Raw genomic sequence first — 14400 nt, 5'->3', positions numbered from 1 at the left:
AGGCTCGCTCTCAATATTCCTACGATGCCACGCCGATTCCTGACGCGCCAGTCCCGCCCCTCTCGGCCGCCGATGCCGCGCGCTTCAGCCTTGCCGCGCCCAGTTCATCGAGCCGCGCGGGACGGTTCATGGCCGGGCCTTGCGCTTGGGCTTGAGTGCCAGCTCGCCGGCGGCCCGCAGCGCCTCGACCGCTTGGCGGGTATCCGGGGTGATGCCCTCCAGGGCCAGGGCCTCGTCGGGCGACAGCCAGAAGGCATCGGCCACCTCTTCGGCCTGCAGGGTCAGCGGCCCATCGTGGTCGACCAGGAAGACGCTGCCGAAGATATGGTTGCCGCGCTCGGCATGCACGAACTCCAGGGCGTGGCGCAGCGGCACGCCGCGGATACCGAGCTCCTCGGAAAGCTCGCGGCGCGCCGCCACGTGGACCGCCTCGCCGGCCCCCACTACCCCGCCGGCGGCCAGGTCCAGGCCGCCCGGGAAGACCTCCTTGGTCAGGGTGCGACGCTGCACGCAGAGCTCACCGCGGGCGTTGCGCACCACGATGTAGGTGGCCCGGTGCCAGAAACGAAAGCGCCGCATGGCGGCCCGCGGCGCGCTGCCGCAGGGGCGGTTGCGGGTATCCACCAGCTGGATCTGCTCATCGGCGATGAGCGGCTCGGGCGGCGCATCGGCCTCGGAGGATGAGACGGTCATGGGGGACTCCAGTGAAATTGCCTTCAGCCTAACCAGTCGCGACGGAAGCGTCACGCCACGCGTTGACCGCCCACGGAGCGCCGACCATGCTCAGGGAAGGCCCACACGCGGAGCTCGACCATGTCCGACGCCGCCGCCCGCACCCGCCTCGCCACCCACGCGGTGACCAACCAGCCCGCCCCGCCGAGCGCGCGCGACCTGCTCGCCGAGGACGCCCCGCTGTGCGAGGCGCTGGCCCGCGAGGCGCCGGACTGGGTGGCCAGACGCCTCGCGCCACTGGGCCGCGAGGCCGGTAGCGCCGAGGTCCAGGCGCTGGGCGAGGCCGCCAACCGCTACCCGCCGGAGCTGCGCCTGTTCGACCGCCACGGCCGGCGGCTCGACGAGGTGAGCTACCACCCGGCCTACCACGCGCTGATGCATCTCGCCATCGACCACGGCTGGCACGCCGTGGCCTGGCAGGAGGAGGGCCGCGGCGGCCATCAGGCGCATGTCGCCGCCCTCTACCTGCTGACCCAGGCCGAGCCCGGATTCTGCTGCCCGATCACCATGACCCACGCCGCCATGCCGGCACTGCGCCAGTCGCCCGCCGTCGAGGCCCGCTGGGCGCCGGGCCTGCTGGCCTGGGACTACGACCCCCGCGCGCTGCCGGCCACCGAGAAGAGCGGCCTGACCGTCGGCATGGCGATGACCGAGAAACAGGGCGGCAGCGACGTGCGAACTAACACCACACGAGCCGATGCCCTCGTCACTTCCACGCGAGCCGACCCCCTCGCCAGCATCACACGAGCCGAAGCCCTTATCAGCACGCGCGCCGAAACGGGCATGGACGGCTGGCGCCTGACCGGCCACAAGTGGTTCTGCAGCGCCCCGATGTCCGATGCCTTCCTGACCCTAGCCCAGACCGACGCGGGCCTCTCGTGCTTTCTCGTGCCGCGCTTCACGCCGGACGGCGAGCGCAACGCCATCGAGCTGCAGCGCCTCAAGGAGAAGTGCGGCAACCGCGCCAACGCCTCGGCGGAGATCGAGTACCGCGGCGCCTGGGCCGAAGCGATCGGCGAGCCCGGGCGCGGCATCGCCACCATCCTCGAGATGGTCCAGCAGACCCGGCTCGATGCCGCCACCGCCCCGGTGGGCATGATGCGCCAGGCGCTGGTGGAGGCCTGGCGGCACGTGGGCGAGCGTCACGCCTTCGGCCGCGCCCTGGCCGAGCAGCCGCTGATGCGGGTGCTGCTGGCCGACATGGCCATAGAGGTGGAGGCCGGCCTGGCCCTTTCGCTGCGCGCCGCCCGGGCCTTCGATGGCGCGGCCCGCGGCGAGGCGTCGGAGGCCGCCCTGGCCCGACTGCTGCCCACCCTGGCCAAGTACTGGCACAACAAGCGCACCCCCGGCTTCATGGCCGAGGCCATGGAGTGCCTCGGCGGCATCGGCTACGTGGAGGAGACGCCGCTCGCCCGGCTCTATCGCGAGGCGCCGGTGAACTCGATCTGGGAGGGCTCGGGCAACGTGATCTGCCTCGACCTGCTGCGGGTGATGGCCCGCCACCCGGCGTCGCTTGCGGCCGTGCGCGAGGAGGTGAGCGCGGCGCGGGGCCAACAGGCCGATCTCGACTGCGCCTGGACGAAGCTGGAGGCGGAGCTTGGCGCGGCGCCGAACACGCTCGAGCCGCGTGCCCGCTGGCTGGCCCAGCGCCTCGCGCAGTGTCTGCAAGGAGCGCTGCTGCTGCGCCACGGCCCGCCGGCGGTGGCCGAAACCTTCTGCCGCTCGCGGCTGGGCGGCGAGGCCGGCCCGGCCTACGGCGTGCTGCCGGTCGATGCTCCGCTGGCGGCGCTGCTGGCGCGGATCGGCGACTGAGCATCGGCCAGCGCCAGGATATCCGCGGCGGGCATCGGCCGCCCCAGGCCGAAGCCCTGCACGTGGGTGCAGCCGAAACGCTCCAGGGTCGGCAGGCAGGCGAGATCCTCGATCCCCTCGGCCACCACCCGGATGCCCAGCCGGCGCCCGAGCAGCGCCACCGCCTCGACGATGGCGGCATCCTGGGGATCCTCGAGCAGGCGACTGACGAAGCTGCGATCGACCTTGAGCTCGCTGATCGGCAGCAGCTGCAGCCGCGCCAGCGACGAGAAGCCCACCCCGAAGTCATCCACCGAGACCTCCAGGCCGCTCAGGTGCAGCCGGGCCGCGACCTCGCTGCCGAGCAGCTCGTCCTCCATGGCGGCGGTCTCGGTGATCTCCAGCACCACCGGCGTCTCGCCGAAGGCGCGTCGCCCCTCGCTGACCAGCGACAGCAGCTCCGGGCACATCAGGTCGTCGGCGGTGACGTTGACCGACAGCGACAGGGCAAGCCCGGCCCGGCGCCAGCGGTGGGCGTCCTCGAGGGCCAGCTGCAGCACACGGCGAGTCAGGTGGCGATTCTGATCGGGGGTCAGCAGGGGCAAAAAGCGGCCCGGCATCAGCAATCCCGCCTCGGGGTGGGCCCAGCGCACCAGCGCCTCGACGCCGCTCAGGCGACCACTGGAGAGCTCGAACTGGGGCTGATAGTGGAGCGTGATCTCCTGGCGGGCGAAGGCCCGGTCCAGCTCATCGAGGCGACACGGATGGAGGGCATCGGGCTCGTCGTCCGGGGCCTCGCCTTCGAGGCGCTGGCGCAGCTCGGCGAGGCGCATCGGCTTATCCAGCGAGGGCAGCATCGCGAGCCCTAGGGCCTGGCCCAGCCGCTCGGCGATGCGCACGATCTTTCGCTCGACCCCGCTGAGCAGCAGAAGCCGGCCGCGATAACCGCATTCGGCGAGCCGGCGCAGTATGGAAAAGCCATCGTGATCGCCGAACTCGAGGGCCATGATGACCAGATGCGGGCGCCGCGCCACGACCTCGCCGATCAGATGCTGGCCCTGGCGACAGTAGCGGGATTCCATTCCCAATGTACGCAGCTGCAAAGAGAGCGTGGCGGCGGCATCGGGATCCTCCTCTAGCACCAAGGCCAGCCGCGAGACCTGCATTGTCAGATCGTTCATCCAGGGTGATTCCGGCCTATAGACTTGCGTCCACCCTATCAGCAAAACGCCTGACTCACTGGCGCGAGAAGCATCAAGCCAATCAACGCTGGAATTCCATCGAAAGGGTGAGCCAAAAGCCTCACTCAACGGGATCAACCAAGCGAATCAGTCGACAGCATCGATATGGAGAGGGACCGTCGAGGGGTTCAGCCGAGGGCGTCAGCCGAGCGGCCCCACCACCACCCTCAACGCCAGCGCCAGCAGAAGCACCCCGGTGAGGCGATTGAGCCAGTGGGCTCGCGCCTGCAGCCACGGCAGCACCCGCGAGTGCGACAGGCCCACCGCCACCAGCACGTACCAGCCGGCGTCGATGACCATCGCCGTACCGACCACCAGCGCCTTGGCCTCGAGACTCATCTCCGGGGTGACGAACTGGCTGAGCAGCGCAATGAAGAAGAGGATCAGCTTGGGGTTGGCCAGGGCCACCAGCATGCCCTCGCGGGCGGCCTGAGAACGGCTGGTGGCGCTTCCCGTAGCGTTCAGGGCACCGCCCCGGCCGGCCATCAGGGCCCTGACACCGAGCCACGCCAGATAGGCAGCCCCCGCCCAGGTGATCACCTGGAAGAGCATCGGCAGGCGCACGATCACCGCGCCCAGCCCCCACACCGTCAGCAGGGCATAGAAGCCCACCCCCAGGGCATGGGCGAGCGCCGCCGAGACACCCGGCATGCGCCCGCCTCCCAGGGTGTGGCGCAGCACCATGGCCAGGCTCGGGCCGGGCGACATCGCCCCCATGGCGCAGACCGCGGCCAGCGAGAGCCAGAGAGAAAACGGCATACCACTATCTCCGTTATCGGAAGGGGGACGGCCTCAGCGGTGGAACTGGCCTTCCCGCTCGGGCTGCCAGAGAATGGCATCGATGCGCAGCCGCGACTCGCGACCGCCCGGCAGGGGCCAGACGATCGTATCGCCGATGCGCAGGCCCAACAGGGCCGCCCCGACCGGCGCCATCACCGAGATGCCGTCCTCGGTGGTGCTCAGCGCATGGGGATAGACCAGGGTGCGGATGATCTGGCGATCGCGGTCCAGATCGCTGAACTGTACCTGGCTGCACATGCTGACCACGTCCTCGGGCACATCCTCCGGGTCGACGACCTCGCCGCGCGCCAGCTCCTCCTCGAGGGCCTCGGCCACCGCCAGGGTGTCGTCGTCGGCATCGTCGATGAGCCGCTGCAGCCGCTCGGCATCGAGCCGGTTGATGATAAGGGGGGGACGCGTCGTCATAGGGCCTCCTGGACAACATTAACGCTGATTGCACGCTTGCGGGGTTGCCAACGAAAACAGCCCTTCACCGACAAAAGGGCGAAGGACTGTAAACGAGCTACTCTACGCCATCCCGCCGGCCGGTGACAGTCCTGGGCGGACAGACCATCGGGTGGCTACAGCCCCGGCGATCAGGCAGTTACACTGGCCGGACACCCGCACGGAGACACCGCCCATGTCGGTTCGCACCCTGGCCATCGCCCTGCTGATCGCAGGCGCCCTGCTGCCGGTCATCGGCTGGCAGACCGACAGCCCCGTCGGCTTCGTCGGCCCCGCCCTGCTGCTGCTCGGCATCCTGCTGCTATGGACGCGCAAACGCCATGGCCGGTGAGGCCACCGACCCCGAGCCGGAGCCCCCCCGGGGCGAGCTGGGCCAGCTGCTGGCGCGAGTCCAGGGGGCCGGGCGCCACGCCGAGAGCGTCAGCCTCGAGGCCATCCTCGACAGCCTCGGGCAGCGCTCCTTCGCCCCCTTCCTGCTGGTGGCGGGGCTCGTCACCCTGGCGCCGCTGATCGGCGACATCCCTGGCGTGCCCACCCTGATGGCGGCGCTGGTGGTGCTCGCCGCCGTGCAGCTGCTGGCCGGCCGGGAGCATATCTGGCTGCCGAGCTGGCTGCTGAGCCGCCGCGTTTCCCGGGCACGCTTCGTTGCGGTCGTGCGCTGGATGCAGCGACCGGCGCACTGGATCGACCGCCTGCTCAAGCCGCGCCTGACATGGCTCACCCGACCGCCGGCGCACCTTCCCGTGGCCGTGACCTGCCTGCTGATCGCCCTGGCCATGCCGCCCATGGAGGTGGTGCCCTTCACCGCCAACGGCGCGGGGCTCGCCCTGACCCTGTTCGCCCTGGCGCTTCTCGCCCACGACGGCTTGATGGCCCTGCTGGGCTATTTCCTGACCTTCGGTACCCTGGCCCTGGTCGTCATTGGCCTGGCCTGAAGGACTCGGGCTCTTGAGCTACGGGCTCTACTGCCTGATCAACGTCGGCTTCCGGGAAACCCGCATCGACTGAGCAGGCAGGCGAAGACGCCACGCTTGATGGAGGGCGCGGGAATCAAAGGATCGAGAAGGAGTAGTGCTGGGGAGGCGCCGCGGAGGGCGTGATGGTGCTGGTACCGGCGGTCGGACTCGAACCGACAAGAGGTTGCCCCCGGCGGATTTTGAATCCGCCGCCATATCTTGTAAATCAATACCTTGATGGAATTATAAATAATTTACCAACATCCCTACCAACATCTAGCGATGTTCTTGGATGGTACCAATTGCCAGTTCATGCCAGTGTGGTCGGTCGACTTTTTTGACGGCGACTTCACCAAGTCATAACCATCAAAAGGCTACCTTGCTCACTTATCCATCTCATAAGACGTCGATGGTGGCGTAAGCACAAGCCACTTCGCCTCGCTCCACGCCATTTTTCTCGTCAAGTCCGACCGCTATCAGGCTATCCATCTCCATCCTTGCGAGACTAGCGCCACCATCGGCTCGTTTTGGCTCTGAGCCAGGCTCAGCCAATAGAGCGCTTGTCAGACATGTGCACAAAGCCCGGCTCGTAGTCCTTGAAGGGCTTGTGCCGGGCTTTACCGCATCGCCAGCGTCCTGCCGAACCAATTCCGCCAGTTTCGGCACCTCGCGCCGCTGAAGCATGCAATGCAGTCCGGAGCGTGAAAAGCGGGGGTTTAGGAACTCACACGCTACCACGATAAGGAGATCATTTAGGCCGAGGAGAAGGAACGCGAGCGCCGCGATCAGCAACTCCTCCTGCTCTGGCGAGGGAGTGGCCAGCAGGTTGTGACACGTGTACGGGTTGGTAATGGACATCGCAAGGTGCCGCCAGCGCCGGATGGTCGCGGTGGAGACGCCATACTGACAGGCCAACTCGCTATCCGTGATGCTGGTGGATGATGCCTAAACCTCGGACCGGATCTTCGGTGTCGTGGTCGCGTGTAGATGGTGCTTGATGTCCATGAATCTGCTTCTGGATGACTTACTGAAGAAACTCCCTGACGGCTTGCAGAGATTGGCTTCTGCACATAACTTGACCATCTGGGAGCCTACAAATGGTGAAAGATTACTCAAGCCGAGAAAAATAATTAAAATAAATTAATATTTACATTTTTACTCAAAGCTCTTCTCGATGAGAATGGGAGAAATTTTCGAAGTAGTCATGGCGATTTTTTGAATTCTTTGACGAGATGCTTTTCGGTTTTTTGATTCAAAATCCCCGCCAGTCGCCTCATCGAACAAGTCGGAAATCAGTTCCTCTAACTTAAGCTTTTTTTCTTTTTTTAAGCCATAGTCGCCATGCTTTGCATAAAGCCTAAGCTGTTTGTGGCCGGCTTTTATCTTAGCTTCTTCTATAACACTCTCTTTTTCATCGTGCTCTTTACTCCAATACTCTAGGCATTGAGTCTCGAACTTTTCAAGGAGCCCTAAAAGCGATTTTGCCGACTCAGGCTTCAGGTGTTTTTTGTGCGACAGGTGCCCTGCTGTATATGCTAAAACAGCACCTAAAACAGTAGAAATAATACTAGTAGCAGAGAAATATATAAACCGGAGATGCGAAGATTCGCCGCTCGACAAAACCAAAGCCTTAATCGTCTCGCTTTGACTTGCTACTACTCCAAATAGGTATTCGGTCATTGCCGCCCTCCAGCAGCTGAACCATAGTGGGCTTCTTGGATATACTCCTTTATTTTATCTTCAAAAAAGGAAAAGTCTTCATCAGTGTATTTAAAAGTCAGTTTTTTTAGGAGTTCATCTGCATGCATGTAGCCGACTTTTACCACTCCTGCAAAAGCTTCAACTAAAAAAGACGAGCCGTAACCATCAACTCCATCATCAAGAATGATTTCCAGAATCTCGTTACTCTCAAGACCCTCAAGCTTAGGGATCAAGTAGTCATCTCTGAAAACCTGGCCACTTTCCGGCCCGTCTTCACGGTAACGGCCAATGGGGTGGTCGGAAAAATCTTTCCCAATATTTATACGTTGCATGAGGGCTTCCTCAAAGTTGCACCCGCCAGATAATAAGCGTCCCCTCAACGGGAAGCCTTAGAGTATCTGATTTATGAGTCTCTTGGCCATTACTAACCATGAGCTTGTACATGCCATGTCCACTCATTATAGCAAGATAACCTGCTCCACGCTTCCTGATAAATTCTTTCATGTCCGGAAGGCCTTTTCCACGATCGCTTTGGTTAGTACTTGTCCTGCTGACCTCCATAGCCGCCTTTAATAGAGTGGCATGTTTACTACGATTTACATTGGGGAGCGAGGAAGTCCACTCAAGAACTTTCTCCCAAATCTTTGAAGATGGCAAAGACTTAGGTATTCCGACCCCTTGGTCACAAAAAACTATTTTAAGCTCTCTAGTCACCTTGTCGAAAGCGCCGGTTAAATACCAGTTTTGATCTTTCTTTAGAGTTCGAGTGTTCTTTGGGTAAGCGTGATGACAAACATTGGTTATAGCTTCATCTAAACCGCCATGTAAAAAAACCCACTTTTGCACACGTTCCCCAATCACCTCATGAAGTTGAACCTTTAGTCTGCGATAGTCCTTGTCCTCATGGTTGCCCTTCAGGTATTTCATGAACTGTACGTTCGGTTCTTTTTTTTCTTTTGGTGGGCCTACCTGAGCCTTTCGGAAAAGATTGAAAAATCCAAGCGAGTTGAATTTTTCGAATATTATTGGGTCCCAATTATTGACTTGGGGTGTGAGCCTGTTACGGATGCTGTCATCCCAACGTGAAAGCTCGGAAGTCAGAAGAAGGGCTGCGGAAGAGGAAATTTCCCTTAGCGCATCAAATTTAACATATGCAAGGCGGTAATATCTACGCGACCGTGGATTTTGTGACAATGCGCGGATGGCGCTTATGTAAGGCATTGTCTCATCATAGTGCGTTGAGAGGTTCATTTTTTCGGGGAGAGTCAAAAAAACCCTACCTTTTTCCGTGATACTTGCTTTTAAACCACTCTCCACTAACCTATCAATTTTCTGGTTTATGGTTTTTTCCATGTACTCGTTCAGAGCCCGCTTTCTTCTGGATGAACGAGTGTAAAATTTGTACCCAAGCTTTCTTTGAAGATGAGTTCGCCTGACATCTCTCTGGCGCTGTTTTTTACTGTATTTTTTCACATCTATTCCTTAGCACCCAACGCATTTCGAAAGCAGATTTATTTGAAGCTTCTAAACACTGAAAGCTAAGCACGGGCTCTCTTTTTGGCTCTATTATTTATTGTCTGCGATCCCAAGAAATCACTTGCCGGGATGAGCACCTCCATAATTCGATCTCCCCGCCAGCAGCTTGAGGATCAGCAGCGCGAACTCCCGGCCTGTCTCGCTATCGTTGAGCAGAGGCAGGGAAAGCTTCTCCTGATCGCTCATGGCATCCATGACCGCGTCTTCGACTTTCTTGGGGAAGAGGCCGTGCATGACTTGAGCCTCGTCGTGATGGCGGATCTGGGCCATCACCGATTCGTCGCGCTCGATGCGATCGGCGATGCCGTTGGCGAAGTGCAGCTTGTCGTCGTCGCTGACCTCGGCGCCGAAGAGGTCGTTCAGCTTGTCGATGATCTCGTTCAGGCGCTTCTTCTCGGGGTCGTGGGGCTTGCCGGAGCCGACCTCGCTGATCGGCTGAAGGCCGTAGTCGCCCTGCTCCTCCTCGAGGCGCAGCTGGTGCTCGGCACGCTTGGTCAGTCGGTAGTGGGTCAGGGCCAACTCGCTGACATCGATGGTGTCCTCGTCGAGGCGCTCCATGCGCAGCAGCGGGGCGAGGTGTCGGGCGAACACGCACAGCTGTTCCAGCTCGCGGTCGTCGAAGTGCACGATCTGCGATAGGAATTCATAGGTGCGCACGAAGCTTGCGAGATTCTTGCGGAACAGGTCGAGCTCATCGCGGGTGGTGCCGGCGTCCTTGAGCTCCTGATCGGCACGGTGCATGCCAGCCTGATCGCCGTGCTGTTCGGCCTGATGCCTCGCCGCCTGCCAGGTCTGGATCTGATCGAGGATCGCCTTGTAGCGCGTGGTGAAGCGCTCCTTGGCCGGCTTGCAGTAGAAGCTCAGCTTGCTGGCCGGGGCCTTGGGGTCGAAGAATGCCATGGCGAAGGCCTCGACCTCCTCCCAGTGGTAGATCCCGCTGGCGTCCAGGGCCTGCTGCAGGTCGTAGACCACGTTGGCGTCGGAGACATCGGCCAGCTCGGCCTTGCGGTAGTAGGGGGCGAAGGCGGCCAGGATCTCCTCGGGGTCGTTGAAGAAATCGAGGATGAAGGTCTGCTTGCCCGGAAAGATGCGATTGAGCCGCGACAGGGTCTGTACGCAGTCCACCCCCTGCAGCTTCTTGTCCACGTACATGGCGCACAGCTTCGGCTGATCGAAGCCGGTCTGGTACTTGTTGGCCGCGATCATGACGTTGAAGTCGTCGGTGTCGAAGGCCTCGGCCAGGTCGCGGCCCTTGAGACCCGGGTTGAGCTTGCTGCTGGTCTCGGTGACCTCCTCGGGAATCTCGCCATCCGGCGGCACGCTGCCCGAGAAGGCGACCAGCGGGTGGACGTCCTGATAGCCCTTCTCCTTTACGTACTGGCGCATCGCGAGGGCATAGCGCACCGCCTCCTGACGGCTGGCGGTGACCACCATGGCCTTGGCCTGGCCATCCAGCAGATGCCTAACGTTGGCCCGGTAGTGCTCGACGATCACCTCGACCTTCTGGCCGATGTTGTGGGGGTGCAGCCGCACCCACTTGGCCAGGGTCTTCGAGGCCTTCTTGGCGTCCACCTCCTGGTCGTCGCCGTCCGGATGGGCGAGCTTCCAGGCAGTGCTGTAGGTGGTATAGCGCTCCAGCACGTCGAGAATGAAACCCTCCTCGATGGCCTGGCGCATCGAGTACAGGTGGAAGGGCTCGGGCTTGTTGTCGCCGCTGGGCGGCAGCTCGGGATCGGGCGTTCGACCGAACAGCTCCAGGGTCTTGGCCTTGGGGGTGGCGGTGAAGGCGTAGTAGCTGATCTTATCGCTTGGCTTGCGTGCGCTCACGGCGGCGTCCATCAGCGCCTCGGCGCTCACTTCCTCGTCGTCGCCTTCGGTGGCTTCCCCGGCCGCGGCCAGCAGCGCCTTCAGCTTGCTGGCCGAGGAACCCGTCTGGGAGGAGTGCGCCTCGTCGGCGATCACCGCATAGCTGCCCTCGGCCAGCTGTGGGCGCTTGTCGAGGGCATCGAACAGTGCCGGGAACGTCTGGATGGTGACGATGATGATGCGAGTGTTGGAGGCCAGCGCCGCCGCCAGCTGCTCGGACTTGCTCTGGTTGCCGACGTCGCGGGTGATCGGGCACACCACCCCATGGGCATGCTCGAACTGGTAGATGGTGTCCTGCAGCTGGCTGTCGAGCACGGTGCGGTCGGTGACCACGATCACCGAGTTGAACTGCTTCTGGCCGCTCTCGTCGTAGAGGTTGGCCAGCTGGTGGGCCGCCCAGGCGATGGAGTTGGACTTGCCCGAGCCGGCGCTGTGCTGCACCAGGTAGCGGTGCCCCGGCCCTTCGTGGCGGGTGGTCTCGACCAGCCGGTTGACCACGTCCCACTGGTGGAAGCGGGGGAAGATCAGCGTCTCCTTGGTCTGGCGGCGGCCGTCGAAGTCCTCCTTGGTGACCTGCTCCAGGTGCAGGAAGCGCCCGAGGATCTTCAACCAGGCGTCGGGCTGAAAGACTCGGTCCCACAGGTAGGCGGTGGCGTAGGTGGCGTCATCGGGCGCCGGCGGGTTGCCGGCCCCGCCCTCCTCGCTGCCCTGATTGAAGGGCAGGAAGAAGGTGTCCTTGCCGGCCAGCCGGGTGGTCATCGCCACCTCGTCCTGGCTGACCGCGAAGTGCACCAGAGCGCCGCGCTTGAAAGCCAGCAGCGGCTCCGGCTTGCGGGTCACGGGGTCCTTGATCGGGCGGTCGTAGCGGTACTGGCGCTTGGCGTTCTCGACCGACTGCTTGAAGGCGCTCTTGAGCTCCAGGGTGGCCACCGGCAGGCCGTTGACGAACAGCACCAGGTCGAGCCGCGGGTTATAGCTCTTACCTGCCCCCTGCGCCGCCTCTGAGCCGCTCTCACGGGCGTGGGGGGAGTAGGAAACCTCCGGCACCACCCGCAGCCGGTTCGCCCGGTAGCGAGCCTGAGCGTCCGGATTCATGCCGTGGTCGGGCTTGAAGCTGCACAGCTCGATCTTATTGCCCGGCACCTTGAAGCCGTGGCGCAGCACCTCAAGGGTGCCGGCACGTTCCAGTTGGCGCACCACCGCCTTGATCAGCGCCGTCTCGGGGGCCTTGGGGTGGGCCCTGGCGAACTTGTCCCAGCGCTCCGGGTAGGCCTCCTGGAAGTAGCCGATCAAATCCTCGGGATAGACGGCATTGACCCGGTCATAGCCGCTGGCCTGGCCCACGCGCCAGCCGTTGGCGGCCATGGCATCGATGATGTCCTGCTGGAACTGTGCTTCCCTGCTGTCCGCCATGCTCGCTCCCTGCGCGTCCTTCGGTCTTAAACTTTAGTTTTCCTTAGCCTACTCCTGCCTGCAGCAGGCGGGCAATTGCCCCAGGCCGAGGAACTGGCCGATGCGGCCGGCGATGTTCTCCTTGCCGCCGATTCGATCCGGCACTTCGCGACGCAGCGCGAGGATCCCCTTGCGAGCCTCTAGATAGGCCTCAATGGCCTGCTTGATCTCGTCGTCCCTAGACTGGCTGTGGGATGGTGGCATTGAAAAACACTCCATGTCATAGATACCTATGAGGGCGAAGGGCTCTGGTGTTTAGTCCCGGAGTGTAATGGTCCATGGTACGAACCATTGTCCGAGGAGGATCCATGGCTCAAGTACTTCATCAACGCGCCAAGACCACGCACGCCATCCGAGAAGACATACAGCGATCGTCAGCTTCGGTCGCGGAGTTGAGTCGGCGTTACAACCTCAACCCCAAGACAGTCCGCAAATGGCGTCGTCGTACGTCTGTTCAAGATGAGCGCATGGGGCCTAAACAGCCGAGCTCCACGTCGCTGTCAGTCCTTGAGGAAGCCGCCGCTGTGACTTTCCGGCGCACCACCTGGCTTCCCTTGGATGACTGCCTCTTCGCGTTGCAGCGCTGCATCCCTCATCTGACGCGCTCAAGCTTGCATCGGCTATATAAACGCAACGACATCAGCCAGCTGCCGCGTCAACTCGAAGAGAAACCGAACACATCGTCATTCAAGCGTTACCCAATCGGTTACCTACACATGGACATCTGTGAGGTCCGCACCGGCGAAGGCAAGGCATACCTGTTCGTAGCCGTCGACCGCACCTCCAAGTTTGTGCATGCCCGGCTCTATCGCAAGGCGCAGCGGGAGCAGGCGGCTGAGTTCCTCGAAGACACCCTCCAGCAGCTGCCTTACCGGGTTCATACCGTAGGTACTACGGCGCACAATTCGCCAAGCGCCCCGGGACAGAAGCCTACAAGCCGCACCGGTTCGATGTGGCATGCCATCGACATGGCATTGAACACCGTCTGACACGGCCGTTCCACCCTTGGACCAACGGCCAGGTCGAACGGATGAATCGCACCATCAAGGAAGCGACGATTCGAAGCTTTCATTACGCGACCCTAGAGGAACTCAGCTCCCACCTGAAGGACTACCTGAGGGCCTATAACAGTGCTCGTCCATTACGGGCGTTGAAGGGCAAAACGCCCGTTGGTTTTATTCTTGAGCGCTGGAAGGATGAGCCCGGGAGATTTCATGAAGACCCTGTCCACTACTTCCCGGGACCATACACCTAGAGGCTCAATCAGTGAGAGGGCATGCTCCACCGGCCGATTTTTCTGGAGGCTCTTCGGCCGGGAGTTAGCAACTCATGTGAAATACTTTATCAATCAGATGCCACGAGTTTTGCTATTCCAATAACCTTCTCTGCAACCCTTTTATCTTCATCATCAAATTGGACATTCATTACCTCTTCCTCCCCATACCTTTCCATCATCTCTCTTTGAGCTTCTTCAATGCACAGTGATGTGCGCTCCTCTTTTTCGGAAAGTTCTTCCATAGTCTCAATTTCGCCTCTTATATAGCCAGCTGTATTTTCATACCTACTGTCAAAGCATTCTTTTAATGGATTTCTATCACTGGCCACATAGTGCAGCACATAATTCCCTGTGGAAAAAACCTTGAGTGCCCATGCGGAAGTAGCCTGACCATTGGAATACAGCGACTCAAACTCATCCTCAACTTCTAAAAAGGCATACAGCGTCGCACTAACCTCTTGAATAGCTGGCATAGCTCGCAGCTTTTCACGGAGATCAACTACAGCATTATTCTCCGACGAAAAAACGGCGGTCTCAATGACCAAGTGCAACACGTGACCCATCAGGTACGGTGTTGCTATGACTCACTGCTATCGCCACCTCT

13 protein-coding genes and 2 pseudogenes are annotated in these 14400 nt (G+C 61.6%); 4 read left to right on the top strand and 11 right to left on the bottom strand.

Annotated features, from left to right (window positions below; translation table 11 throughout):
- Positions 1 to 126: 126 nt before the first annotated feature.
- Positions 127 to 693 carry an NUDIX hydrolase gene (locus RSO68_RS08140; RefSeq protein ID WP_315586223.1) on the bottom strand — a complete coding sequence of 189 codons (567 nt, stop codon included), beginning with the start codon at positions 691 to 693 and terminating at the stop codon, positions 127 to 129.
- A 120-nt stretch (positions 694 to 813) separates the two neighbouring features.
- Between RSO68_RS08140 and RSO68_RS08135 the strand changes: the two genes are divergently transcribed.
- Positions 814 to 2544, top strand: coding sequence for an acyl-CoA dehydrogenase family protein (locus tag RSO68_RS08135; RefSeq protein WP_315586222.1), 1731 nt, complete (start codon positions 814 to 816; stop codon positions 2542 to 2544).
- Here the strand turns inward: RSO68_RS08135 and RSO68_RS08130 are convergent.
- From RSO68_RS08130 to rnk, 3 genes are all read right to left on the bottom strand, one after another.
- A complete protein-coding gene (locus tag RSO68_RS08130; protein ID WP_315586221.1) occupies positions 2484 to 3704 on the bottom strand; it encodes an EAL domain-containing response regulator in 1221 nt (406 codons plus the stop codon). The genes RSO68_RS08135 and RSO68_RS08130 overlap by 61 nt on opposite strands.
- Before the next feature lie 201 nt (positions 3705 to 3905).
- The gene (locus tag RSO68_RS08125; protein ID WP_089851453.1) at positions 3906 to 4523 is read right to left on the bottom strand and encodes a LysE family translocator; all 618 of its coding nucleotides are present in this window, start codon (positions 4521 to 4523) and stop codon (positions 3906 to 3908) included.
- A gap of 33 nt (positions 4524 to 4556) precedes the next feature.
- Positions 4557 to 4970 (bottom strand): nucleoside diphosphate kinase regulator, encoded by a 414-nt coding sequence (gene rnk, locus RSO68_RS08120; RefSeq protein ID WP_089851455.1) that lies wholly within the window; start codon positions 4968 to 4970, stop codon positions 4557 to 4559.
- A 214-nt stretch (positions 4971 to 5184) separates the two neighbouring features.
- Here rnk and RSO68_RS08115 point away from each other — a divergent pair, with 214 nt between their 5' ends.
- Positions 5185 to 5340 (top strand): hypothetical protein, encoded by a 156-nt coding sequence (locus tag RSO68_RS08115; RefSeq protein WP_175535114.1) that lies wholly within the window; start codon positions 5185 to 5187, stop codon positions 5338 to 5340.
- Positions 5330 to 5944, top strand: a complete 615-nt coding sequence (locus RSO68_RS08110) for an exopolysaccharide biosynthesis protein (RefSeq protein WP_315586220.1) — start codon at positions 5330 to 5332, stop codon at positions 5942 to 5944. Before RSO68_RS08115 ends, RSO68_RS08110 begins: the two co-directional genes overlap by 11 nt.
- A 580-nt stretch (positions 5945 to 6524) precedes the next feature.
- Here RSO68_RS08110 and RSO68_RS08105 read toward each other — a convergent pair.
- From RSO68_RS08105 to RSO68_RS08080, 6 genes and pseudogenes are all read right to left on the bottom strand, one after another.
- Positions 6525 to 6970: pseudogene (locus RSO68_RS08105) on the bottom strand (IS481 family transposase); the annotation flags it as partial.
- 150 nt (positions 6971 to 7120) lie between these two features.
- On the bottom strand, positions 7121 to 7645 hold the full coding sequence (locus tag RSO68_RS08100) for a hypothetical protein (RefSeq protein ID WP_315586219.1): 525 nt from the start codon (positions 7643 to 7645) through the stop codon (positions 7121 to 7123).
- Positions 7642 to 7998, bottom strand: a complete 357-nt coding sequence (locus tag RSO68_RS08095) for an STAS-like domain-containing protein (RefSeq protein ID WP_315586218.1) — start codon at positions 7996 to 7998, stop codon at positions 7642 to 7644. The genes RSO68_RS08100 and RSO68_RS08095 overlap by 4 nt, the downstream gene beginning before the upstream one ends.
- A 10-nt stretch (positions 7999 to 8008) precedes the next feature.
- A complete protein-coding gene (locus RSO68_RS08090; RefSeq protein ID WP_315586217.1) occupies positions 8009 to 9139 on the bottom strand; it encodes a hypothetical protein in 1131 nt (376 codons plus the stop codon).
- A 120-nt stretch (positions 9140 to 9259) separates the two neighbouring features.
- Complete coding sequence (locus tag RSO68_RS08085; RefSeq protein ID WP_315586216.1) at positions 9260 to 12481, bottom strand: type I restriction endonuclease subunit R; 3222 nt, start codon at positions 12479 to 12481, stop codon at positions 9260 to 9262.
- Positions 12482 to 12529: 48 nt separating this feature from the next.
- On the bottom strand, positions 12530 to 12724 hold the full coding sequence (locus tag RSO68_RS08080; protein ID WP_315586215.1) for a hypothetical protein: 195 nt from the start codon (positions 12722 to 12724) through the stop codon (positions 12530 to 12532).
- 104 nt (positions 12725 to 12828) lie between these two features.
- Between RSO68_RS08080 and RSO68_RS08075 the strand changes: the two are divergent.
- Positions 12829 to 13775 (top strand): annotated as a pseudogene (locus RSO68_RS08075) (IS481 family transposase).
- A gap of 89 nt (positions 13776 to 13864) precedes the next feature.
- Here the strand turns inward: RSO68_RS08075 and RSO68_RS08070 are convergent.
- Complete coding sequence (locus RSO68_RS08070; RefSeq protein ID WP_315586214.1) at positions 13865 to 14341, bottom strand: hypothetical protein; 477 nt, start codon at positions 14339 to 14341, stop codon at positions 13865 to 13867.
- Between the last annotated feature and the right edge of the window lie 59 nt (positions 14342 to 14400).

Source organism: Halomonas saccharevitans (assembly GCF_032333995.1).
GTDB classification, from domain to species: domain Bacteria; phylum Pseudomonadota; class Gammaproteobacteria; order Pseudomonadales; family Halomonadaceae; genus Halomonas; species Halomonas saccharevitans.
This window is presented reverse-complemented; position numbering and strand designations above follow the sequence as displayed.

Coding starts and splice junctions, on each gene's coding strand:
- RSO68_RS08140 (WP_315586223.1), bottom strand. CDS start 693: ATGACCGTCTCATCCTCCGAGGCCGATGCGCCGCCCGAGCCGCTCATC.
- RSO68_RS08095 (WP_315586218.1), bottom strand. CDS start 7,998: ATGCAACGTATAAATATTGGGAAAGATTTTTCCGACCACCCCATTGGC.
- RSO68_RS08110 (WP_315586220.1), top strand. CDS start 5,330: ATGGCCGGTGAGGCCACCGACCCCGAGCCGGAGCCCCCCCGGGGCGAG.
- RSO68_RS08135 (WP_315586222.1), top strand. CDS start 814: ATGTCCGACGCCGCCGCCCGCACCCGCCTCGCCACCCACGCGGTGACC.
- RSO68_RS08115 (WP_175535114.1), top strand. CDS start 5,185: ATGTCGGTTCGCACCCTGGCCATCGCCCTGCTGATCGCAGGCGCCCTG.
- RSO68_RS08080 (WP_315586215.1), bottom strand. CDS start 12,724: ATGCCACCATCCCACAGCCAGTCTAGGGACGACGAGATCAAGCAGGCC.
- RSO68_RS08130 (WP_315586221.1), bottom strand. CDS start 3,704: ATGAACGATCTGACAATGCAGGTCTCGCGGCTGGCCTTGGTGCTAGAG.
- rnk (WP_089851455.1), bottom strand. CDS start 4,970: ATGACGACGCGTCCCCCCCTTATCATCAACCGGCTCGATGCCGAGCGG.
- RSO68_RS08100 (WP_315586219.1), bottom strand. CDS start 7,645: ATGACCGAATACCTATTTGGAGTAGTAGCAAGTCAAAGCGAGACGATT.
- RSO68_RS08125 (WP_089851453.1), bottom strand. CDS start 4,523: ATGCCGTTTTCTCTCTGGCTCTCGCTGGCCGCGGTCTGCGCCATGGGG.
- RSO68_RS08085 (WP_315586216.1), bottom strand. CDS start 12,481: ATGGCGGACAGCAGGGAAGCACAGTTCCAGCAGGACATCATCGATGCC.